Annotated in this window: 9 protein-coding genes and 2 tRNA genes; 1 reads left to right on the forward strand and 10 read right to left on the reverse strand. The window is 60.3% G+C overall.

The features are described from left to right. Nucleotides 1–3: 3 nt before the first annotated feature. From AC1U7K_RS02825 to AC1U7K_RS02870, 10 genes are all read right to left on the reverse strand, one after another. The gene (locus AC1U7K_RS02825; RefSeq protein WP_480249280.1) at nt 4–888 is read right to left on the reverse strand and encodes a formylglycine-generating enzyme family protein; all 885 of its coding nucleotides are present in this window, start codon (nt 886–888) and stop codon (nt 4–6) included. Between the two features lie 213 nt (nt 889–1101). After that, nucleotides 1102–2016 (reverse strand): carboxypeptidase-like regulatory domain-containing protein, encoded by a 915-nt coding sequence (locus AC1U7K_RS02830; RefSeq protein WP_480249281.1) that lies wholly within the window; start codon nt 2014–2016, stop codon nt 1102–1104. Nucleotides 2017–2403: 387 nt separating this feature from the next. Then, a complete protein-coding gene (locus AC1U7K_RS02835) occupies nt 2404–7314 on the reverse strand; it encodes a hypothetical protein (RefSeq protein ID WP_480249282.1) in 4911 nt (1636 codons plus the stop codon). Between the two features lie 531 nt (nt 7315–7845). Further along, on the reverse strand, nt 7846–9243 hold the full coding sequence (locus AC1U7K_RS02840; protein ID WP_480249283.1) for a sigma-54 interaction domain-containing protein: 1398 nt from the start codon (nt 9241–9243) through the stop codon (nt 7846–7848). A gap of 49 nt (nt 9244–9292) precedes the next feature. Further along, nucleotides 9293–9760, reverse strand: coding sequence for a response regulator (locus AC1U7K_RS02845; protein WP_480249284.1), 468 nt, complete (start codon nt 9758–9760; stop codon nt 9293–9295). Nucleotides 9761–10004: 244 nt separating this feature from the next. Then, entirely contained in the window at nt 10005–11252 is a 1248-nt protein-coding gene (locus tag AC1U7K_RS02850) for a protoglobin domain-containing protein (RefSeq protein WP_480249285.1), read from the reverse strand. A gap of 57 nt (nt 11253–11309) precedes the next feature. Beyond that, complete coding sequence (locus AC1U7K_RS02855) at nt 11310–12677, reverse strand: sigma-54-dependent transcriptional regulator (protein WP_480249286.1); 1368 nt, start codon at nt 12675–12677, stop codon at nt 11310–11312. Between the two features lie 280 nt (nt 12678–12957). After that, nucleotides 12958–13263, reverse strand: coding sequence for a hypothetical protein (locus AC1U7K_RS02860; protein WP_480249287.1), 306 nt, complete (start codon nt 13261–13263; stop codon nt 12958–12960). 136 nt (nt 13264–13399) lie between these two features. Beyond that, nucleotides 13400–13475, reverse strand: a tRNA-Lys gene (locus AC1U7K_RS02865). A 55-nt stretch (nt 13476–13530) separates the two neighbouring features. Further along, nucleotides 13531–14853: an adenylosuccinate synthase gene (locus AC1U7K_RS02870; RefSeq protein ID WP_480249288.1), complete on the reverse strand. Its 1323-nt coding sequence runs from the start codon at nt 14851–14853 to the stop codon at nt 13531–13533. A gap of 249 nt (nt 14854–15102) precedes the next feature. On the opposite strand from AC1U7K_RS02870, the gene AC1U7K_RS02875 reads away from it, so the two are divergent. Continuing rightward, nucleotides 15103–15178 (forward strand) — tRNA-Ala (locus AC1U7K_RS02875). The last annotated feature ends 350 nt before the right edge of the window (nt 15179–15528 follow it).

Genomic DNA, 15528 nt, shown 5'->3' on the forward strand with positions numbered 1-15528 from the left:
TACTTACCGGCGCTCGCCATCCCTCGCGCATCGAAATCCGATCAAGTACGACCGATGGTCCACCGGTCGGGCGCCGCGGCCCGCCGATCGGGCGACTTCCGGATCTTCGTTCCACGACCCGCCGCGAAAGACTTTTTGTTCACCGACCACCGGGCCGTCGGGGTTGTAGTGCGTCCCATACTGGTAGAATTCAGGGTCGAACCAGTCCGCCACCCATTCGGCGACGTTCCCCGCCATCTGATACACCCCATAGACGCTGCGGCCACGGTCGTAGCGGTCGACGTTCGCGAGCGGCGGATACTTGAATCCGCGCTTGGAGCCGGGATGCGCGATGTTGCTCCGGCCCCAGCCGGCGGGTTGGTTACCCCATGGGAAAATCCGTGCATCGCTCCCACGCGCGGCCTTCTCCCACTCCGCTTCCGTCGGCAGCCGCTTGCCGGCCCACCGGCAGTAGGCATCGGCCTCTTCCCAGCTCACCCCGATCACGGGATGGAGCGCCATCTTGTCGGGAAACGGCGATTCGTTCCAATACGGCGGCCACGCCTCGCCGGTGCGTAAGACGTACCGCAGATAGTGGACGTTGGAGACCTCATAGCGGTCGATCTCGTAGGCATCCAGGTATACCCAGCGCTGAGGCGTCTCCTGGGGACCGGCATCGATATCCGCACGTGGATCGCTTCCCATCCGAAACCACCCGGCCAGGATGGAAACCATGCCGTCGGGCGCATCCATCGCCGCCAACCGCTCCGCCTCGACCTGCGGCCACCACGGCGCGCGGACGACCTTTTCATGATCGGCAAAGGCGACCGGCAGAAAGCCCAACAGTCCAGCCAGTACCGCAACTGCAAATCTCAATGTCGTGTTCTGTAGCGTAGGTTCTGTAATCAAGAGGCTGCTTAAAATGGCCGTCCAGCGAGGCCGCAGGGAGGCCGGCGACTGAGCCGTACCGTTTTCACCCACCCGCCCCGAGCTTGCCGAGAAAGCTCCTTTCCCATGGCGCTACGTCGCAGGGAGACGGCCGACCGAGAACGAAGCCCGGGAAGGGGCGCGTCTCGGCGCGCCTGGGGCGGCGCGGGTGAAAATAGAGCCATTTTCAGCAGCCTAATAACTTTGCCTTTCCAACGTCGGTATGATCGACGCCCCAAGAATCCCTAACCCAAATCGCGGGTTCTCGACCGCCTCATTCGCATAAAGCCGGCCCGTCGGCGCAGCGAGGGCGATATCCAACCGCGCCGTGCCGTTCGCCTCGATCGTCACCGTCTGCTCCTTCTCGCCCAGCCGCGGATGCCAAATCGTGATCCTGTAGGTTCCCGGCGGAATGTCGTCGATCCTAAATTGGCCGTCCTGATCCGTGACAGCGAAATATGGAGTGTCGATGGCCAAGCCCCAGCTCTCCATATACGCGTGAAACCCGCACTGCATCGCGAAGCCGCGCCGCCCTTTCGTCATCTTCACCGTCTGCCGCATCGGCTCGCCCGGTAGATGCTTGTGGTATTGGGCCGCCTGACTCATCTCGCGGGGGTGCAAGGCATTCATCGGAAGCGGCACGTTGAACAGCACGCGCGGGCCGAGCTCCGACGTCTCGTACGCCTGAATGTCGTGCATCACGGGATCCATGTTCACGACCTCGACCGGCATGCGATCCCGCACGATGGTGACGAATGGCTTGAACATGCAATCGATGGCTTCAATCCGCGGCATCTGGAACGAAAAGGGCTTACCCTTCTCGACACCCTCGATCAGCACGACCACGCCTTGAAATGCTTGCTGCGCGCCGACTTGAAACGACTGCAGCAACCGCCATCCGTTCCCGTCGGAAACCCGACCGCAATAGACCGGATCGGGAAACGTGACGAGGTTGTAGCCCTTCGGCTTGGGCACCACACCATTCAGCGTGATCGTGCCGCTCAGCGTCCCGCCGTCGGTTACCGTCGTTTCCTCGTAGGCGTAGGCTGGCGTATGGAAGGCGCTGAGCGCCGCGATCAGCAACGCTCCCAACATTCCTCTCGTTAACATCCCGGCCTCCTTCGTGATTCGTTGATCGTCATTCATGAATTGTTTCACGGAGCACATATTCGCGGCTAACGACCAACGCTGCCCGATAGCAAAGAGGCAGCGCCGCTCACCAAGCCGACGCTGCCTCTTTTCTTTTTTCTATCCCTCTTTTCTATCGATCGGCGCTATTTCCAATCATCGCGTTGGATGGAAGGGACGGGCACGGAGGTTTTGCCATGGCGCCACTGCCTCTCCATTCGCCGTAAGGCTGTCGTGAGCTCCGGCATCGCGACCTTGTCGCGGCCTTAGAGGAGCTCACGACCATGAGTACGACTCCAGGCGCCGCCTGATATCGACGCATCTTGGCAAAACTGGAGCTGCCCTCCCTTCCTCAATCCAACGCCTCCTTTACTTCATCGCCGTCGGCACGGCTTTCGGCACCGTCGGCTCCACTTCCGCCCGCTTCGCACCGATGTTGTTCTGCGACAGCGGGAGGATCCGCTGATCGCCGGCCGGCAGCACTCGGAAGTAGCCCCACTGCCCGGATTGCGTGTACGGCAGCCGCTGATTGGACCACAGGAAGTCTCCGACCTGACGGAACGGGCCGCCCGCTCCGCCGCGGAGGAAGACGTCCAGGGTTTCCGAACCCGCGTACTCCACGACGCTGATCATGTCGGCACCCGGCATGTAGGGTTCGATCGGCCACTCGTGGCCTTCGACCGCGAACATGCCGTTCTGCTCGCTGTTCGCCCCGATCACGTGGATCCGCACCGGGTCACCGGCGTGCGCCTCGATGGTCGGCGTCACGGGATCTTCGGGCTTGTCCACCGCGCACGGCTGGAAGATCTTGCCGAGCGAGCAGCCTTGCTCCTCACGGAACTTGTACGGTTCCGCGCGGTAGTTCACCGCCGTCAGCCCGGCGACGTTCTGCACATAGGGCATGAACGCCGTCCCGATGATGTTGTCCTCGTCCTGGAAGAAGAGGGCGACGTCCCGGTAGTTCACCTTGCCCGCGTTCTCCGGCAGGCTGCGATCGATGATGACGTCCGCACGCCAGGCATTCTTCTGCGACAGGTCTTCGCCGGTCACCGGATCGCGATACAGCGACCCGCGAGGTCCGACGATGACCGCGCCGAACAAGCCGTTGCGCGGATTGGTCACGATGTTGCCGCCGTCCCACACCAACGACGTCGTCTCCTTGTTCTCAGGATGCGCGTAGTAGGTGTAGGTCCGCGCTTCACCCGGGGCGATGGTCTGGTCGCCGGGATTGTTCCCGACGTTCAGGCCCAGACTGTCCTTCGGATCGAAGGCCAAGCCCGGCGCGAAGAACGACGCCCGGCTGTCCTTCATCTTGTTCTTGAGGTTGACCTTGACGCAGTCGCCGAGGTTGACGCGGAGCGTGAGCGGGTTCGGCATCACGGTTCCGGCCACCTTGGTCGCTTCATCCTCGAGCGCGAAGATCTTGCCTTCCGGCACGCGCATTTCGATCTTGCGCTCGAAGTCCACCTCGATGGCGTCCGGGGCCTTCGGATTCAGGGTCAACGGGCGGTCCAACGCCACGACGTTGAACGTCTTCACCGGGGCATCGGCCGGACACACGGACTTCGGCACCGCCGGGATCTCCTCGGACTTTGTTCCCGACGGCAGCGGCTTCAGATCCGCCACCGGCTTGTCCAACACGCGGAAGATGCCCCATCCCCCTTCGGCGAAGTGGGAGCTTCGGCCGTTGAAGTGGATGTAGTCTCCCGGCATGCCTTGGAAGCCGCCCGCCTTGGTGACCAGGTCATACCGCTCGGCGATCCCGACGTGGATCGAGTTCTTCCGATTGGCATCCCCGGCATACCGCTCGGTGAGGAAGGTATGGCCGGCGATGGTCCAGACGTGCGACTCGTTCATGAGCTGGTGCAGCAGGCGGAACACCACGGTGTCCCCGACGTACGCGCGGAGGAGCGGCGTATCGGGATCTCCGTGGATCGCGCTGCTGAACAGCTTGGAGGTATCCGGATTGTTGGCCAGACGCTGGGCAAAGGGCTCGGCGCGGAAGTTCAAGCCGCTCCCCGTCGTATGCGTCCCGCCGTTGATGTACTTGTTCGGCGCCGCCAGGATCTTCTCCGGCATCGCGAACGACACCGTCTTCCCGGCCTCGAGCGCCACTTCGATGGGCTGTCCGGGCGGATTCCCCGCCTCCACCGTGTTCACGGTATGGGGCACCGTGTCGTGGATGGACACCATCAATTCACGGAAGCTGCCGTTCACGCCGTATCCGATCGGTTCGGTCGTATGGATGTCGGCGATCGGGCCGCTGTAGACCGTCTTGCCGGTCTTCGGATCGTGGTAGGTCGAGCCGTAGGGCTCGATGATCACGCTGCCGAACCCGCCGTGCGGCCACGTGGTGGCGCCGAAGGCGTGGTCGTGCCAGAAGACCGTCCCCAAGTCCGAGTCGACCCACCATCGGTATCGCACGAACTCAACGGTGGCGATGTCGTTCTTCGGATGATCGAACTTCAAGGGCGTGGCCAACGCAATCGTATTGCCCTTGATCTCCTTGATCCGCGCGACTTCCGAGCAGGAGATATCGCGCTTGATCGCGCTGCTCTCATCCTTGCTCGACTGCAAACAGTCCGCGCCGATCAGCAACTCGGTATTCAGGTGGTACTGCGCCGCGTTCTTCACGGTGATCGAGCGCGCGCCCTTCTTGGCTGTCTCCGTCAACACCGTGTTCATCGGCGCCGGCAAGCCGTGCTTGCCTTTCTTCTCCAGCATCGTGAACGGCCGCATGGACTGCTCGTAGGAGAGTCCGCTGATCACGCCGTCCGACGCCTGGTTGTCGAACTGCATGAAGTGAGGATGGATGTTGATCTTCGACGACTGGAAGTTCGTGTAGTCGTCGTCATCCCACTCACTGGTGAGGAGTACGTCCACGCAGTCATACACGTTCGCACGGATGACCGCGGGGTATTTCAAATCGTCATTCGCCCGGATGGCCTGCTCCTCTTCATGAATGACGTAGATCAAGCCATCCTTGTCGGTGATGGCGGGTTCCTTGCCCTGCGCCTTCGACAGTGTGATCGGCAGCCGAATGAAGTGCAGGTTGTAGAACTTCCGGTTCGCGTTCTCCGGACAGAGGCTCCAGCGGCCTTGCTCGCCGGGCTGGGCCGGCTCGGCCGTCCGCTCGCCGTTCGCGTCCTGGTGGATTTGCTCCAGCCACGGCGCGCCGTTGTGATTCGGTGGGAACATGATCCGCTTGCCAAAGTGCGGCTTCACGAGCGGGAACGACACTTTGCCGGTCTTCGGCTCGAACAGAATCGCCGGCCGGGTGCTGTCGTCCCACTTGGCGGCAGCAGGATACTTCGGGTTCTTGGCGGTGCTTTCGCGCTCACCCAGCGCCCGATTACCGTCCCACTTCCAGTCCCACACGGTCGCATCGTACGCCAGGATCTGCCCGCGCTCGTCATCCTTGTGACCGGGCTTGCCCATCGTGGGCACCTGCATCTCGACCCAGTCCTTGATATTGACGATGCCGGCCTTCCAGTCGGTCTTCTGACCCTTGTCCACGATCTTGAAAATCTTGCCGAACCAATCGACGCTCTTCCCGACCAGTTGATCGGAGGTCACGCCGACCTTCATGCGGCCCGCACGATCCGGCAGCTCACGCAGATCCGGCATCGTGTCGGTGTGAGATTGGCCGACCTGCAGCGTGTTGTACGTGCGGCCATAGCCCCACATGCCTGCCACGTAGTGGTGCGCGACGTGGCAGTGGAACAGGAAGTCGCCCGCCAACTGCTGGCAGAGACCCGATCCACACTCATTCTCCAGATCCAACGCTTCAGATGGCCCGATCACTTCGACGTCCACGCGATCCGTCTTGGTCCGGACCACGGGGTATTTCACGGGACCGTCTTTGGCGGTCGCCCACAGTTCGGTATCCACCGCGCGCGGGCTGCGCGGCCAACGGATCGACCCGCCGTGCGGGTGGTGGGAATGGAACACTTCGGAGCCGCCGTGCACGATCCGCCACTTGACCGGATCGCCGAGGTAGGCGCGCGGAATCGTCGTGGGCGGATCGCCGAACGTATAGGCGCTGTACGCCAACGATTCATCCTCGAACCCGAAGTACTCATGTTGCAGATGCATCTGGTCGATACCGAACGGCTCGCTGCGATAGTTCAACGCCCGGCCGCCCGGACGGTACGCATCGGTCAGCGGATCACGCTGCGGCAGGAAGTCGCCCTTCTTGTTCAACGGCCGGAAGGCTTCATCCCCGATCTCGTGATAGAAGATCACGTGCTCGCGGAAGTCCGGTCCCGACCCGTTGTCGATCATGACCTGCCACCCGCTCTTGGCTTCCGTCGCCGACCCGGTTCCCAGCGGCTCGAGGTACTTTGAGCCCTTGGGCTCGACGACGAACGCGCCGAACAGCCCGAGCACCGTCAATTCCCGATCGTTGCTGTACGAGTGAAACTGCCGCACGCCTTCTTGAATCCCGGGGTGCAGATACCACTCCAACTCCACCGTCTTGCCCGGCTCCAGCGTCGCATCCGGATTCGTGGTCGTCGCGGCCTTGCCGGTCGCGGACACGACCATACTCGACGCCTGGATGTGCAAGCTGCCGGTCTCATCCTTCATCTGATTGCGCAACGTGATCTTGACGCAATCGCCCTGATTGCCGCGAATGACCAAGGGCTGGATCATGTCCCCTTGCAATCCGGTCGTCACGGCGCCCGGATCCCATTCCTTCTCGCGCGCCGCCTTATTCTTCGCCTCCTCCGCACGGACCTTGTCGATGTTCTCCGTCAAGATATACATGTAGCCGGGGTAGTAGTCCTGCCATCGGTTCAACGTGATCTCGACGCTGATCATCGACACGTCGTAGTGCTTGATCGGCACGTTCGCCGGACACCGGCCGCCGTTCATCGACACCGGCTCAGCCTTGTTGTCCGACATCAGCAGGAAGCTGGACCCGTCCTGCCCCATGTACTGGTGCATCATCGACATGCCGTTGTAGCCGCCGGACGTCCATTGCGCCTGCGCCTCGTTGGACATCTGCTGCTCCATCTGCCGCATGAGCCGATGGTGCTGCAATTCGACTTTCTCCGAGCGACCCACTCGACCTTCCAAGGACTCTTCCACGACGGTTTGCCCCTTCAATGCCTGCGTCCAGCCCGGCATCGAGGTCGGAGTTGCATGTCCCTGATGATCCTGGTCACCCGGGCCCGCGGCCACCACCGGCCACGCAGCAAGGCTGCCGGCCAGTATGGCAACTTGCAGACCCATGGCTACACGAGCCATGCGCCTGCGTTGTAGAGACTGACTACTCATCAGATGGCCTCCTTTCTTTATGCCAATGATGAATGAGGAGTGAATGAACGAGGAGCTGAAAGCCTTCAGTTCGTCGATCATGGAATTGCGCCTATGGCCTCACTATTTGATCGGAGGGTGAGAGACGGCGACGCCCCTCGTTCGTCGCTCAGCACTCAGCACTCGTCACTTTCTCTCCTAATAAGGGGCCGGTGAAGGGTCCCGTCTTGCGATGGGTAGGGTCATACGGAGGCCGGTCCTATGTCCCACCCTTCACCAGCTTGCGACTATTAGCGCAACATATGTGCCGATTGTCGCGGCGACGGCGATCAGCAAAAACAATTGAACTTTGAAGGACCTAGGGATCGAGGGTGATGGAGAGGTCCCGGAAGGGCGGGGAGGCAGAGTTCCACAGACTAAGAGAGGCGTGACCGTGAAATGATGATGATACAGAGAATCAAACGCTTACGGTGTCTAAGACTTTAGACAGCCGAATGGCAAAACTGTGGCGAGAAGGGACAGGAGGAAGGAGGAACAGTAAGGCTCTCGGCCTCACTCGGTGACCTCGATGCCATAGGATCTCAGTTTGTTGTACAGAGTCGCTCGGCTGATCCCAAGGAGACGCGCGGCCCGAACACGGCTTCCTGCCGTCTGTCGGAGGACTTCGAGGATCCGTGTTCGTTCAGCGGCGCGCACCGCATTCCGAGCCACACTCCGCAGATCGTCGTTCGCCACGTCGGAGGTTGTCCCAAAGAAATCTCTTGATCGTAAGGTGGTGTGCTGTGCCGTCACGATCGCTCGCTCGATCAGATGCTTGAGCTGACGCACATTGCCGGGCCACGACGTAGCGGTGAGTCGATGCATCGCGTCATCAGACACCGTGCAGATCGGCCGGCGCTGGCGGGCGCAGGTGACCGCGACAAAGTGTCGAACCAACAGCGGGATATCCTCACGCCGGTCACGGAGCGGGGGCAGCAGCAGCGGCAAGACCGCCAGCCGATAGTAGAGGTCTTCACGAAATGCCTTTGCCTTCACCAATTCGAAGAGATCTTTGTTGCTCGCCGAAATGATGCGGACGTCGACCTGGATCGGCCGGGTGCCCCCGACCGGCTTGATTTCCCCCTCCTGCAGGACCCTCAGGAGCTTGGCTTGAAACTGTGGCGTCGTGTCGCCGATCTCGTCGAGGAACAGCGTGCCGCCGGCGGCGACCTGGAATAGCCCCTTTTTCGCTGCCGCCGCACCGGTAAAGGCACCTTTGACATGGCCGAAGAGCTCGCTCTCGAGCAGGGTCTGGGGCAAGGTTCCACAGTCCACGACCACAAAGGGTCGCTCCCGCCGAGGGCTCAAGCGATGTACGGTCCTCGCGACCAACTCTTTGCCGGTGCCGCTTTCTCCTTGGATCAGGACCGTCGCGTAGCTGTCGGCCACGAGACGGATCATTTCGAAGAGATGACGCATCGGCTGGCTCTGCCCGATCAACTCGCCCTGGTTTCGACTGCTGTTCGGCCCGTCGGTCTCGCTACGGGCGCCGAGAAAGCCGTGTCCTTGCGCCTTGTCGATTCCCGCCAAGATCGCCATGACTGCAGTGGTGTTCCCTTCACTCGACACAAGCGGAAAGACTTCCTTCAGCCCGCAGACCGGCGCGTTATTCTGCGGGACTGAAAAGACACGGACCTCGCCCGAATGCAAGGCTTGCGTGGCGAGGCAGGGACTACACGCCTCCGCGCGGGCAAGGCAGGCCTCGTAGCATGTCACGGACCCCGATTCCCTGATCTTGTCCGGCATGGCGTCCAGGGCCGCCTTATTGGCGTAGCGAATCGTGAGATCGCGGCCGAGGACCAGGACCCTTTCCCGTACGCCGTCGGCGAGAAGATGCATGCCGTCGAGGGGGGTAGTGACGGCAGGGTCATCAGAGGGGACAATCCGGAATGGTGCGCGAGATCCGGCCATCTCGTGATCCTTTTCCACCCGACAATTGGACCCGCTACGAGCGCTCACGTCATGCCGAGCGTAGCGGCCCCGTTCCGTCTCCATTCTTATGGAGGATGCGTCGGATGGCGGCTTTCAAGTCTGCGATGCGAACCGGCTTGTCGAAGTAGGCGGCTACGCCGAGTTCGAGCGCACTCGCCCTTGTCGGAGCGTCGCCGAATGCCGTCATCAAGATAATCGGAACGCCAGGCGCTAACGTGCGGAGCCGCGCCACATGATCCAAGCCGCCGGCCGGCATGCGGAGATCCGTCAGGATCACATCGGGCCGGCTTTCTTCCAGATGCCGGAGCGCTTCATCGCCATCGGCTGCCTCAACGATCCGATACCCCATGTCCCAGAGTTCATCGCAGAGCAAACTCCGCATGGCATGATCGTCCTCGACTATGAGCAATACGACTGCAGCATTCGATGTCACAATCTTCCTCGCGCAGCAATCAGCAGACATGTGAGTCATCACCGTCCCCTCACTTGTGTGCATAAGTGAGCAAGCGGCATGCCGAGTTGGTTTTCCCAACGACTCAAGTTCTGTGGAAACTCAGGCCCGCCATTCCCGTTTCGCTGTGAAGCCCGGCATGCATGTCGAGTTACACCACAGCGGACCAAGAACAGGTGGTGCGAATTGCTACAGCGAACGGATTTGAATATCGGGATTGGATGTAGGGACGATAGGTCGATTGAACTGGTTGGCCGAAGGGATACGGTGCCGAGCGATGCTGTTCGCGCTACCCGCTCATCGGCAGAAAAATGGTGAAGGTGGTCCCGCGACCTACTTCACTGTCCACTGCAATCGTGCCACCATGGTCCTGAATGATGCCATGGACGACGGTCAAGCCCAGGCCTGTCCCCTTCCCGACCTCTTTCGTCGTAAAGAAAGGATTGAAGATCTTCGACAAATCCTCTTTCGAGATTCCGTGCCCGGTATCCGACACCACCATTCGGATCACGCCGTCGGCTTGGGCCAGCTCGATTCTCAGCGTGCCGCCGCTGGCCATCGCCTGCACGGCATTGATTACCAAGTTAAGCAATACCTGGCTGATCTGGTCGCGATCGACTAAGACGAGGGGCAGCTGATCGTCGAAGATCGTTTCCACCCGAATGTGATGGCGGTGAAAGCGCTCGTTCATCACCTCCAAGCTATCGGCAATGACCCGCCGCAAGTCCGTCGGCCGCCGGTCCATGGGGCGGCGGCGCGCGAAGGTGAGCAACTGATTCATGATGCGTGTAATCCGCTCCACCTGAACAATAATGATCTCCAGCCCCTTCTTGATGCGCTCGTCGCTGGTCCGTTGCAGCAGATGTTCGGCACGGCCTAGAATCACGTTCATCGGCGTCCCGATTTCGTGGGCCATCCCTGAGGCGAGGGTTCCCAATTCCGCCAGTCGCTCCGTCTGTCTGAGCTGCTCTTGCGTGTGCTGCAGGTCTTTTTGCTTTTGCTGAAGTCCTTTGCCCAAATTTCGGCTGAGATCGGCCAATTGCCGGTTCGCGAACTTTAACTTCTCAGAGGACTTTTGAATATAGGCTTCGATCGCCAACTGAATGTCTAAGAAAATGACCTTGGTGAGTGCGTTCAGCGCACTGTCCGCGATTCCCGGCCGATGTCGAAACTCCTCAAGGATGAGCGGCTGAATCAACGTCAGGTACAGGGAATAGGCCCCAAGATACCATTGAGGGGTGAGACCGATACGGTCATGGACCTGGCCGATTTTAAGACGACTGTCGCGATAGGAATCGTCATACTGTCCGGCCACCAAGGAGGTCAAATAGTTCTTTTGAGCATGCTTGAGGCGGCCCGCGATCAATTCATCCGTCAATAACTGCCGCGTCTCGCTGAAGCTCAGGAGATGATTATAGAAGGCCTCCACGAGCTCGTCGACATAGCGCTCCATCAAGGGCTGGAGCAGCTTCAAGTTCCGCTCCTCCTCTTCACTCAGGAGGAGAAAATCTTTTCTGACTTTCCACTCGTCGGCCATTTGAAAAAGCACCTTGGGGAACGTAGTCCTGCCAGACGGCCGGAAGCTCTGCCCTGCCTACTTATTCTCTCCTTCGATTTCGCTCAGCTTGCGATAGAGCGTCTTCCGATCGATCCCCAGCACCTGGGCCGCTTGGTACTTATTGCCACCCGTCTTCTCCAGGATTTTCAGGATGTATTCCTTTTCCACTTCTGCCAGCGGCAAGGTCCGTTCCGCCGCCTCGTCGATCACCCGCCGCTCCCCACGCGCGCCCTGGATGGCCGCCGGGAGATCTTCCGTCACGATCTTGTCTCCACGCGCCAACGTGACTGCCCGTTCAAGGACGTTTTCCAACTCGCGCACGTTCCCCGGCCACTGATAGTCCAGCAACAGAGCCAGTGCGGACTCGGCGATTCCGTGAATGTTCTTCCGGCCCGTCTCGGCGCACCGGCGAAGGAACGCCTCGACCAACAAGGGGATATCTTCTCTGCGATCGCGGAGCGGGGGCAAGCGAATCTCGACCACATTGAGGCGGTAGTAGAGATCCTCCCGGAACCGCTTCGCCTTGACCTCCTCGGCCAGGTTCAGATTGGTGGCGGCAATAATGCGCACGTCGACGAAGACGGGACGGGTGGCCCCCACGCGTCGGATTTCCCGCTCCTGGATCACGCGCAGCAACTTGGCTTGGAGCATCAGGGCCAACTCGCTGATTTCATCCAGGAACAGCGTGCCATGTTGCGCCTCTTCAAAGAGACCCCGCTTATCGGTCTTCGCATCGGTGAAGGCGCCTCGGACATGGCCGAACAGCTCGCTTTCCAACAGCGCCTCGGGGATGGCCGCACAATTGACCGGAACGAAGGCCGCCTCCCGACGATCGCTGTTGTAATGGATCGCCTTTGCCACTAATTCTTTCCCGGTTCCACTCTCCCCGGTGATGAGTACATTGGTAGGGCTGTCGGCGACGCGACGGATGAGTTCGAAGACCTCCTGCATCGCCTTGCTCTTACCCAGGATCTGATGGAAGCTATATTCCTTCAGCACTTCACGCCGCAGGCGGTTGACTTCCTGCCGCAATGCCGCTTCACGGGCCGCGCGGGCCATAACCCGTAAGAGTTCTTCATTTCTGACCGGCTTGATAAGGTAATCGTAGGCGCCTTGTTTCATGGCCTCGATGGCCGTCTCAACCGAGCCGAAGGCCGTCATGAGAATGACATTGGTGTCAGGATGAGTCCGCTTGATCTCCGACAGCAACTCGATCCCCTGCATGTCTTTCATGCGGAGATCGGTCACGACGACGGCATACGCCTGTTCAGCAAGTCGTTTCAGCGCTTGGCGCCCGCCGTCGGCCACATCGACCTGATACCCGTGCTCCTGGAGCACGTCCTGCACCAACGCTCGCATGTCCGGCTCGTCGTCGACGACGAGGATCGGTCTGTCTTCCGCCATACGAACCACTGCTCCGTGAACGGCCATCGATGCAAAGACGCAGGGTAGCGTACCGGCCCTACATCAGTGGGTCAAGGGCGGCCTTTGGCTAAGAGGACGGAGTCAGCGGGGGATCGGCATGCACGTGAAGCGGGGTAAGTACCTCACCGAATGAGGAGTGCCTTGGCCGACGCACGGCGGATAGCGGCACCAGGATCTTCATAGTGCTGAGGCGGGAAACGTTGTTCAGGCGAGGCAGGGCTATCTCGGCTTCCGTGCCCGCCGCCTTACCTCCGAAGGCTCACATACGCTCATGACTTGGTGCTTGCGCTCTCCGAAGCTGACGCTGCCTTGAGCGAATTGTCAGGGCTCGGGAGAAGATCCCCAGCGTCGTCCCTTCTCGCTTCGCCTCGATGATGCCGGCAGCTTTTCCATCGATGTAGCGCAAGTAATCGGCGAAGCCGTGCGGAGGATCGAGTGGGAAATTTCGAAGAGCGACGCCCCGTGCAGCGGTGAGATGGGCATCTTTGAAGTCTTGAACTGACCAGCCGGCTTTCGTCAAGAGCTGGTCGATATGTTCCCGTGCCTTGTCTTCCGACGCTGGCATAGCGGCCCTAGCAAGAAACCGGGAAGGAGTGTATCGAAAAGATCAGCACAAAGCTACTGGACCGGAGTCTGTAACGGCAGAGAAAACCGCCCCGATCAGTCTTCAGCGGAGTAGGCTTTGGATGTATTTCAAAATATGGTGAGCCGCCTGGGACTCGAACCCAGGGCCCTCGCCTTAAAAGGGCGATGCTCTACCGACTGAGCTAGCGGCTCACCGTGAGGCTGGAGTAGTTGTCGAGATGATACGCGAGACTTTTCAAAGCTTGCTTCATGAACGTCGCGCGGATTTTTGGCTGCGCTTCGGCGCCATGGGATTTCTGAGAATGATCGTTTCCTGACGCTTGGAGCCGGTGGAGATCATGTCGATCCGGCAATCGGCCAGCTCTTCGATGCGTTGCAGGTACCGCTTTGCTTCGCGCGGCAACTTCCCGTACGACGTCACGCCCGTCGTCGACGCCGTCCAACCGGCCATTACTTCATACACCGGTTCGCATCCCATCAACACGTCGAGATCGGACGGCATGTCACGATAGAGCTTGCCGTCGTAGCGATACCCGGTGCAGAGCTTGAGCTCCTCGCACCCATCCAGCACGTCGAGCTTCGTCAAGGCGAGCGACGTCAGGCCGTTCACCCGCGTGGCGTAGCGGACCACCACGCCGTCAAACCAGCCGCAGCGCCGCGGCCGGCCCGTCGTCGCCCCGAACTCTTTTCCACGTCCCTGCAGTCCGCCGCCGACCTCATCGGTCAACTCGGTGGGGAACGGCCCGCTGCCGACCCGTGTGGTATAGGCCTTCGCGACACCCATCACCGCATCAATCTTCGTCGGCCCTACGCCGGTGCCGATGCACGCGCCCCCAGCCGCGGCGCTCGAGGAGGTGACATAGGGATAGGTTCCGAGATCGATGTCGAGATGGGTCCCTTGCGCGCCCTCGAAGAGCACGCTCTTGCCGCTATCGATCGCCTTGTTAAGCAGGAGCGATGTGTCGACGATGTGTCCCTTCAATCGGTCGGCGTAGGTCATGTATTGCTGAAAGACCTTTTCCACCTCGAAGCCCTCGACTTGATAGAGCCGCTCGAGGAAGAGATTCATCTCAGCGAGATTCTCTTCGAGCTTGCGTCGAAACAGGGTGGGGTTGAGGAGATCGCCGACCCGTATCCCGATGCGCGCCATCTTATCGGCATAGGACGGCCCGATCCCGCGACCCGTCGTGCCGATACGTCGCGAGCCTTTCGACTGCTCGCTCGCCTTCTCGATCGCCTTGTGATACGGCAGGATGAGATGGGCCCGCTGGCTGATCGCGAAATGTTTCCCGATCCGAATGCCCTTCGCATGCAGTTGATCCAATTCTTCGATCAACGCTCCCGGGTCCACCACAACACCGTTCCCAATGACGCAGAGTGTCCCTCGATAGAGGATGCCCGACGGAATCAGGTGAAAGACGAAGGTCTCGTTCCCGTTGACCACGGTATGGCCGGCATTCGAGCCGCCCTGAAAGCGCACGACCACCTTGGCATCACGCGCCAAGATATCGACGATCTTGCCCTTCCCTTCGTCTCCCCACTGCGTGCCAATGACGACCAAATTGGGCATCGATGCGGTACTCCTACGGCTACACGTGCGAAAAAAAAGCTCTGACCAAAGACAGTCAGAGCCGCGCCGGCATCATACTAGGGAGGGGTGGCGGGCTTTGTCAAGCCAACCTGACCATGCGCTCATGCGGCGGTGATGCACAGAGAAGCGTGCGATTTGACTGAAGATGCAGGCGAATGGTAGCATGCACGCTGTCTTGAGTTCCGAAACTCAGCATTCATAATTCAACACTCAGCACTTGGCAGATGTGGGGCTGTGGCGCAGCTGGGAGCGCGCGTGAATGGCATTCACGAGGTCGCGGGTTCAATCCCCGCCAGCTCCACCAAAAACAAGACAAAGGATGGAACCCGCGACCGGGGGTTCCGAAGGGGGTGTGCCCCCTTCGTGGGTAGTATGCGAGGGGGCTGGCCCCCTCAGCAAGAGTCGGTGAGAAAGGTTTTTTGGTTCGAACCGACGAGGGAGCGCGGTTCAATCCCCGCCAGCTCCACCAAAAACACGATACCAAGCTTGCTTGAGCCGTTTGCCACGTTCTGTAATTGAAACAGACAACAGACTATATGGCGAGCAAATGGATAGTTACTCCGAGATTTCTCTATTCCAGAACAAGCTTGCTTGAACGGCCGGCTTTTTTGAGAGATTCAATACCGCGCGGTCGCCTCGCTTGATCTCAAATTA

It is taken from the genome of Nitrospira sp. Vd2, from assembly GCF_979581665.1.

Bases quoted from the DNA above. Each gene is read 5' to 3' on its own strand.
- AC1U7K_RS02830 (WP_480249281.1), bottom strand. From the start codon at position 2,016: ATGTTAACGAGAGGAATGTTGGGAGCGTTGCTGATCGCGGCGCTCAGC.
- AC1U7K_RS02840 (WP_480249283.1), bottom strand. From the start codon at position 9,243: ATGGCCGGATCTCGCGCACCATTCCGGATTGTCCCCTCTGATGACCCT.
- AC1U7K_RS02870 (WP_480249288.1), bottom strand. From the start codon at position 14,853: ATGCCCAATTTGGTCGTCATTGGCACGCAGTGGGGAGACGAAGGGAAG.
- AC1U7K_RS02850 (WP_480249285.1), bottom strand. From the start codon at position 11,252: ATGGCCGACGAGTGGAAAGTCAGAAAAGATTTTCTCCTCCTGAGTGAA.
- AC1U7K_RS02860 (WP_480249287.1), bottom strand. From the start codon at position 13,263: ATGCCAGCGTCGGAAGACAAGGCACGGGAACATATCGACCAGCTCTTG.
- AC1U7K_RS02835 (WP_480249282.1), bottom strand. From the start codon at position 7,314: ATGAGTAGTCAGTCTCTACAACGCAGGCGCATGGCTCGTGTAGCCATG.
- AC1U7K_RS02845 (WP_480249284.1), bottom strand. From the start codon at position 9,760: ATGCACACAAGTGAGGGGACGGTGATGACTCACATGTCTGCTGATTGC.
- AC1U7K_RS02855 (WP_480249286.1), bottom strand. From the start codon at position 12,677: ATGGCGGAAGACAGACCGATCCTCGTCGTCGACGACGAGCCGGACATG.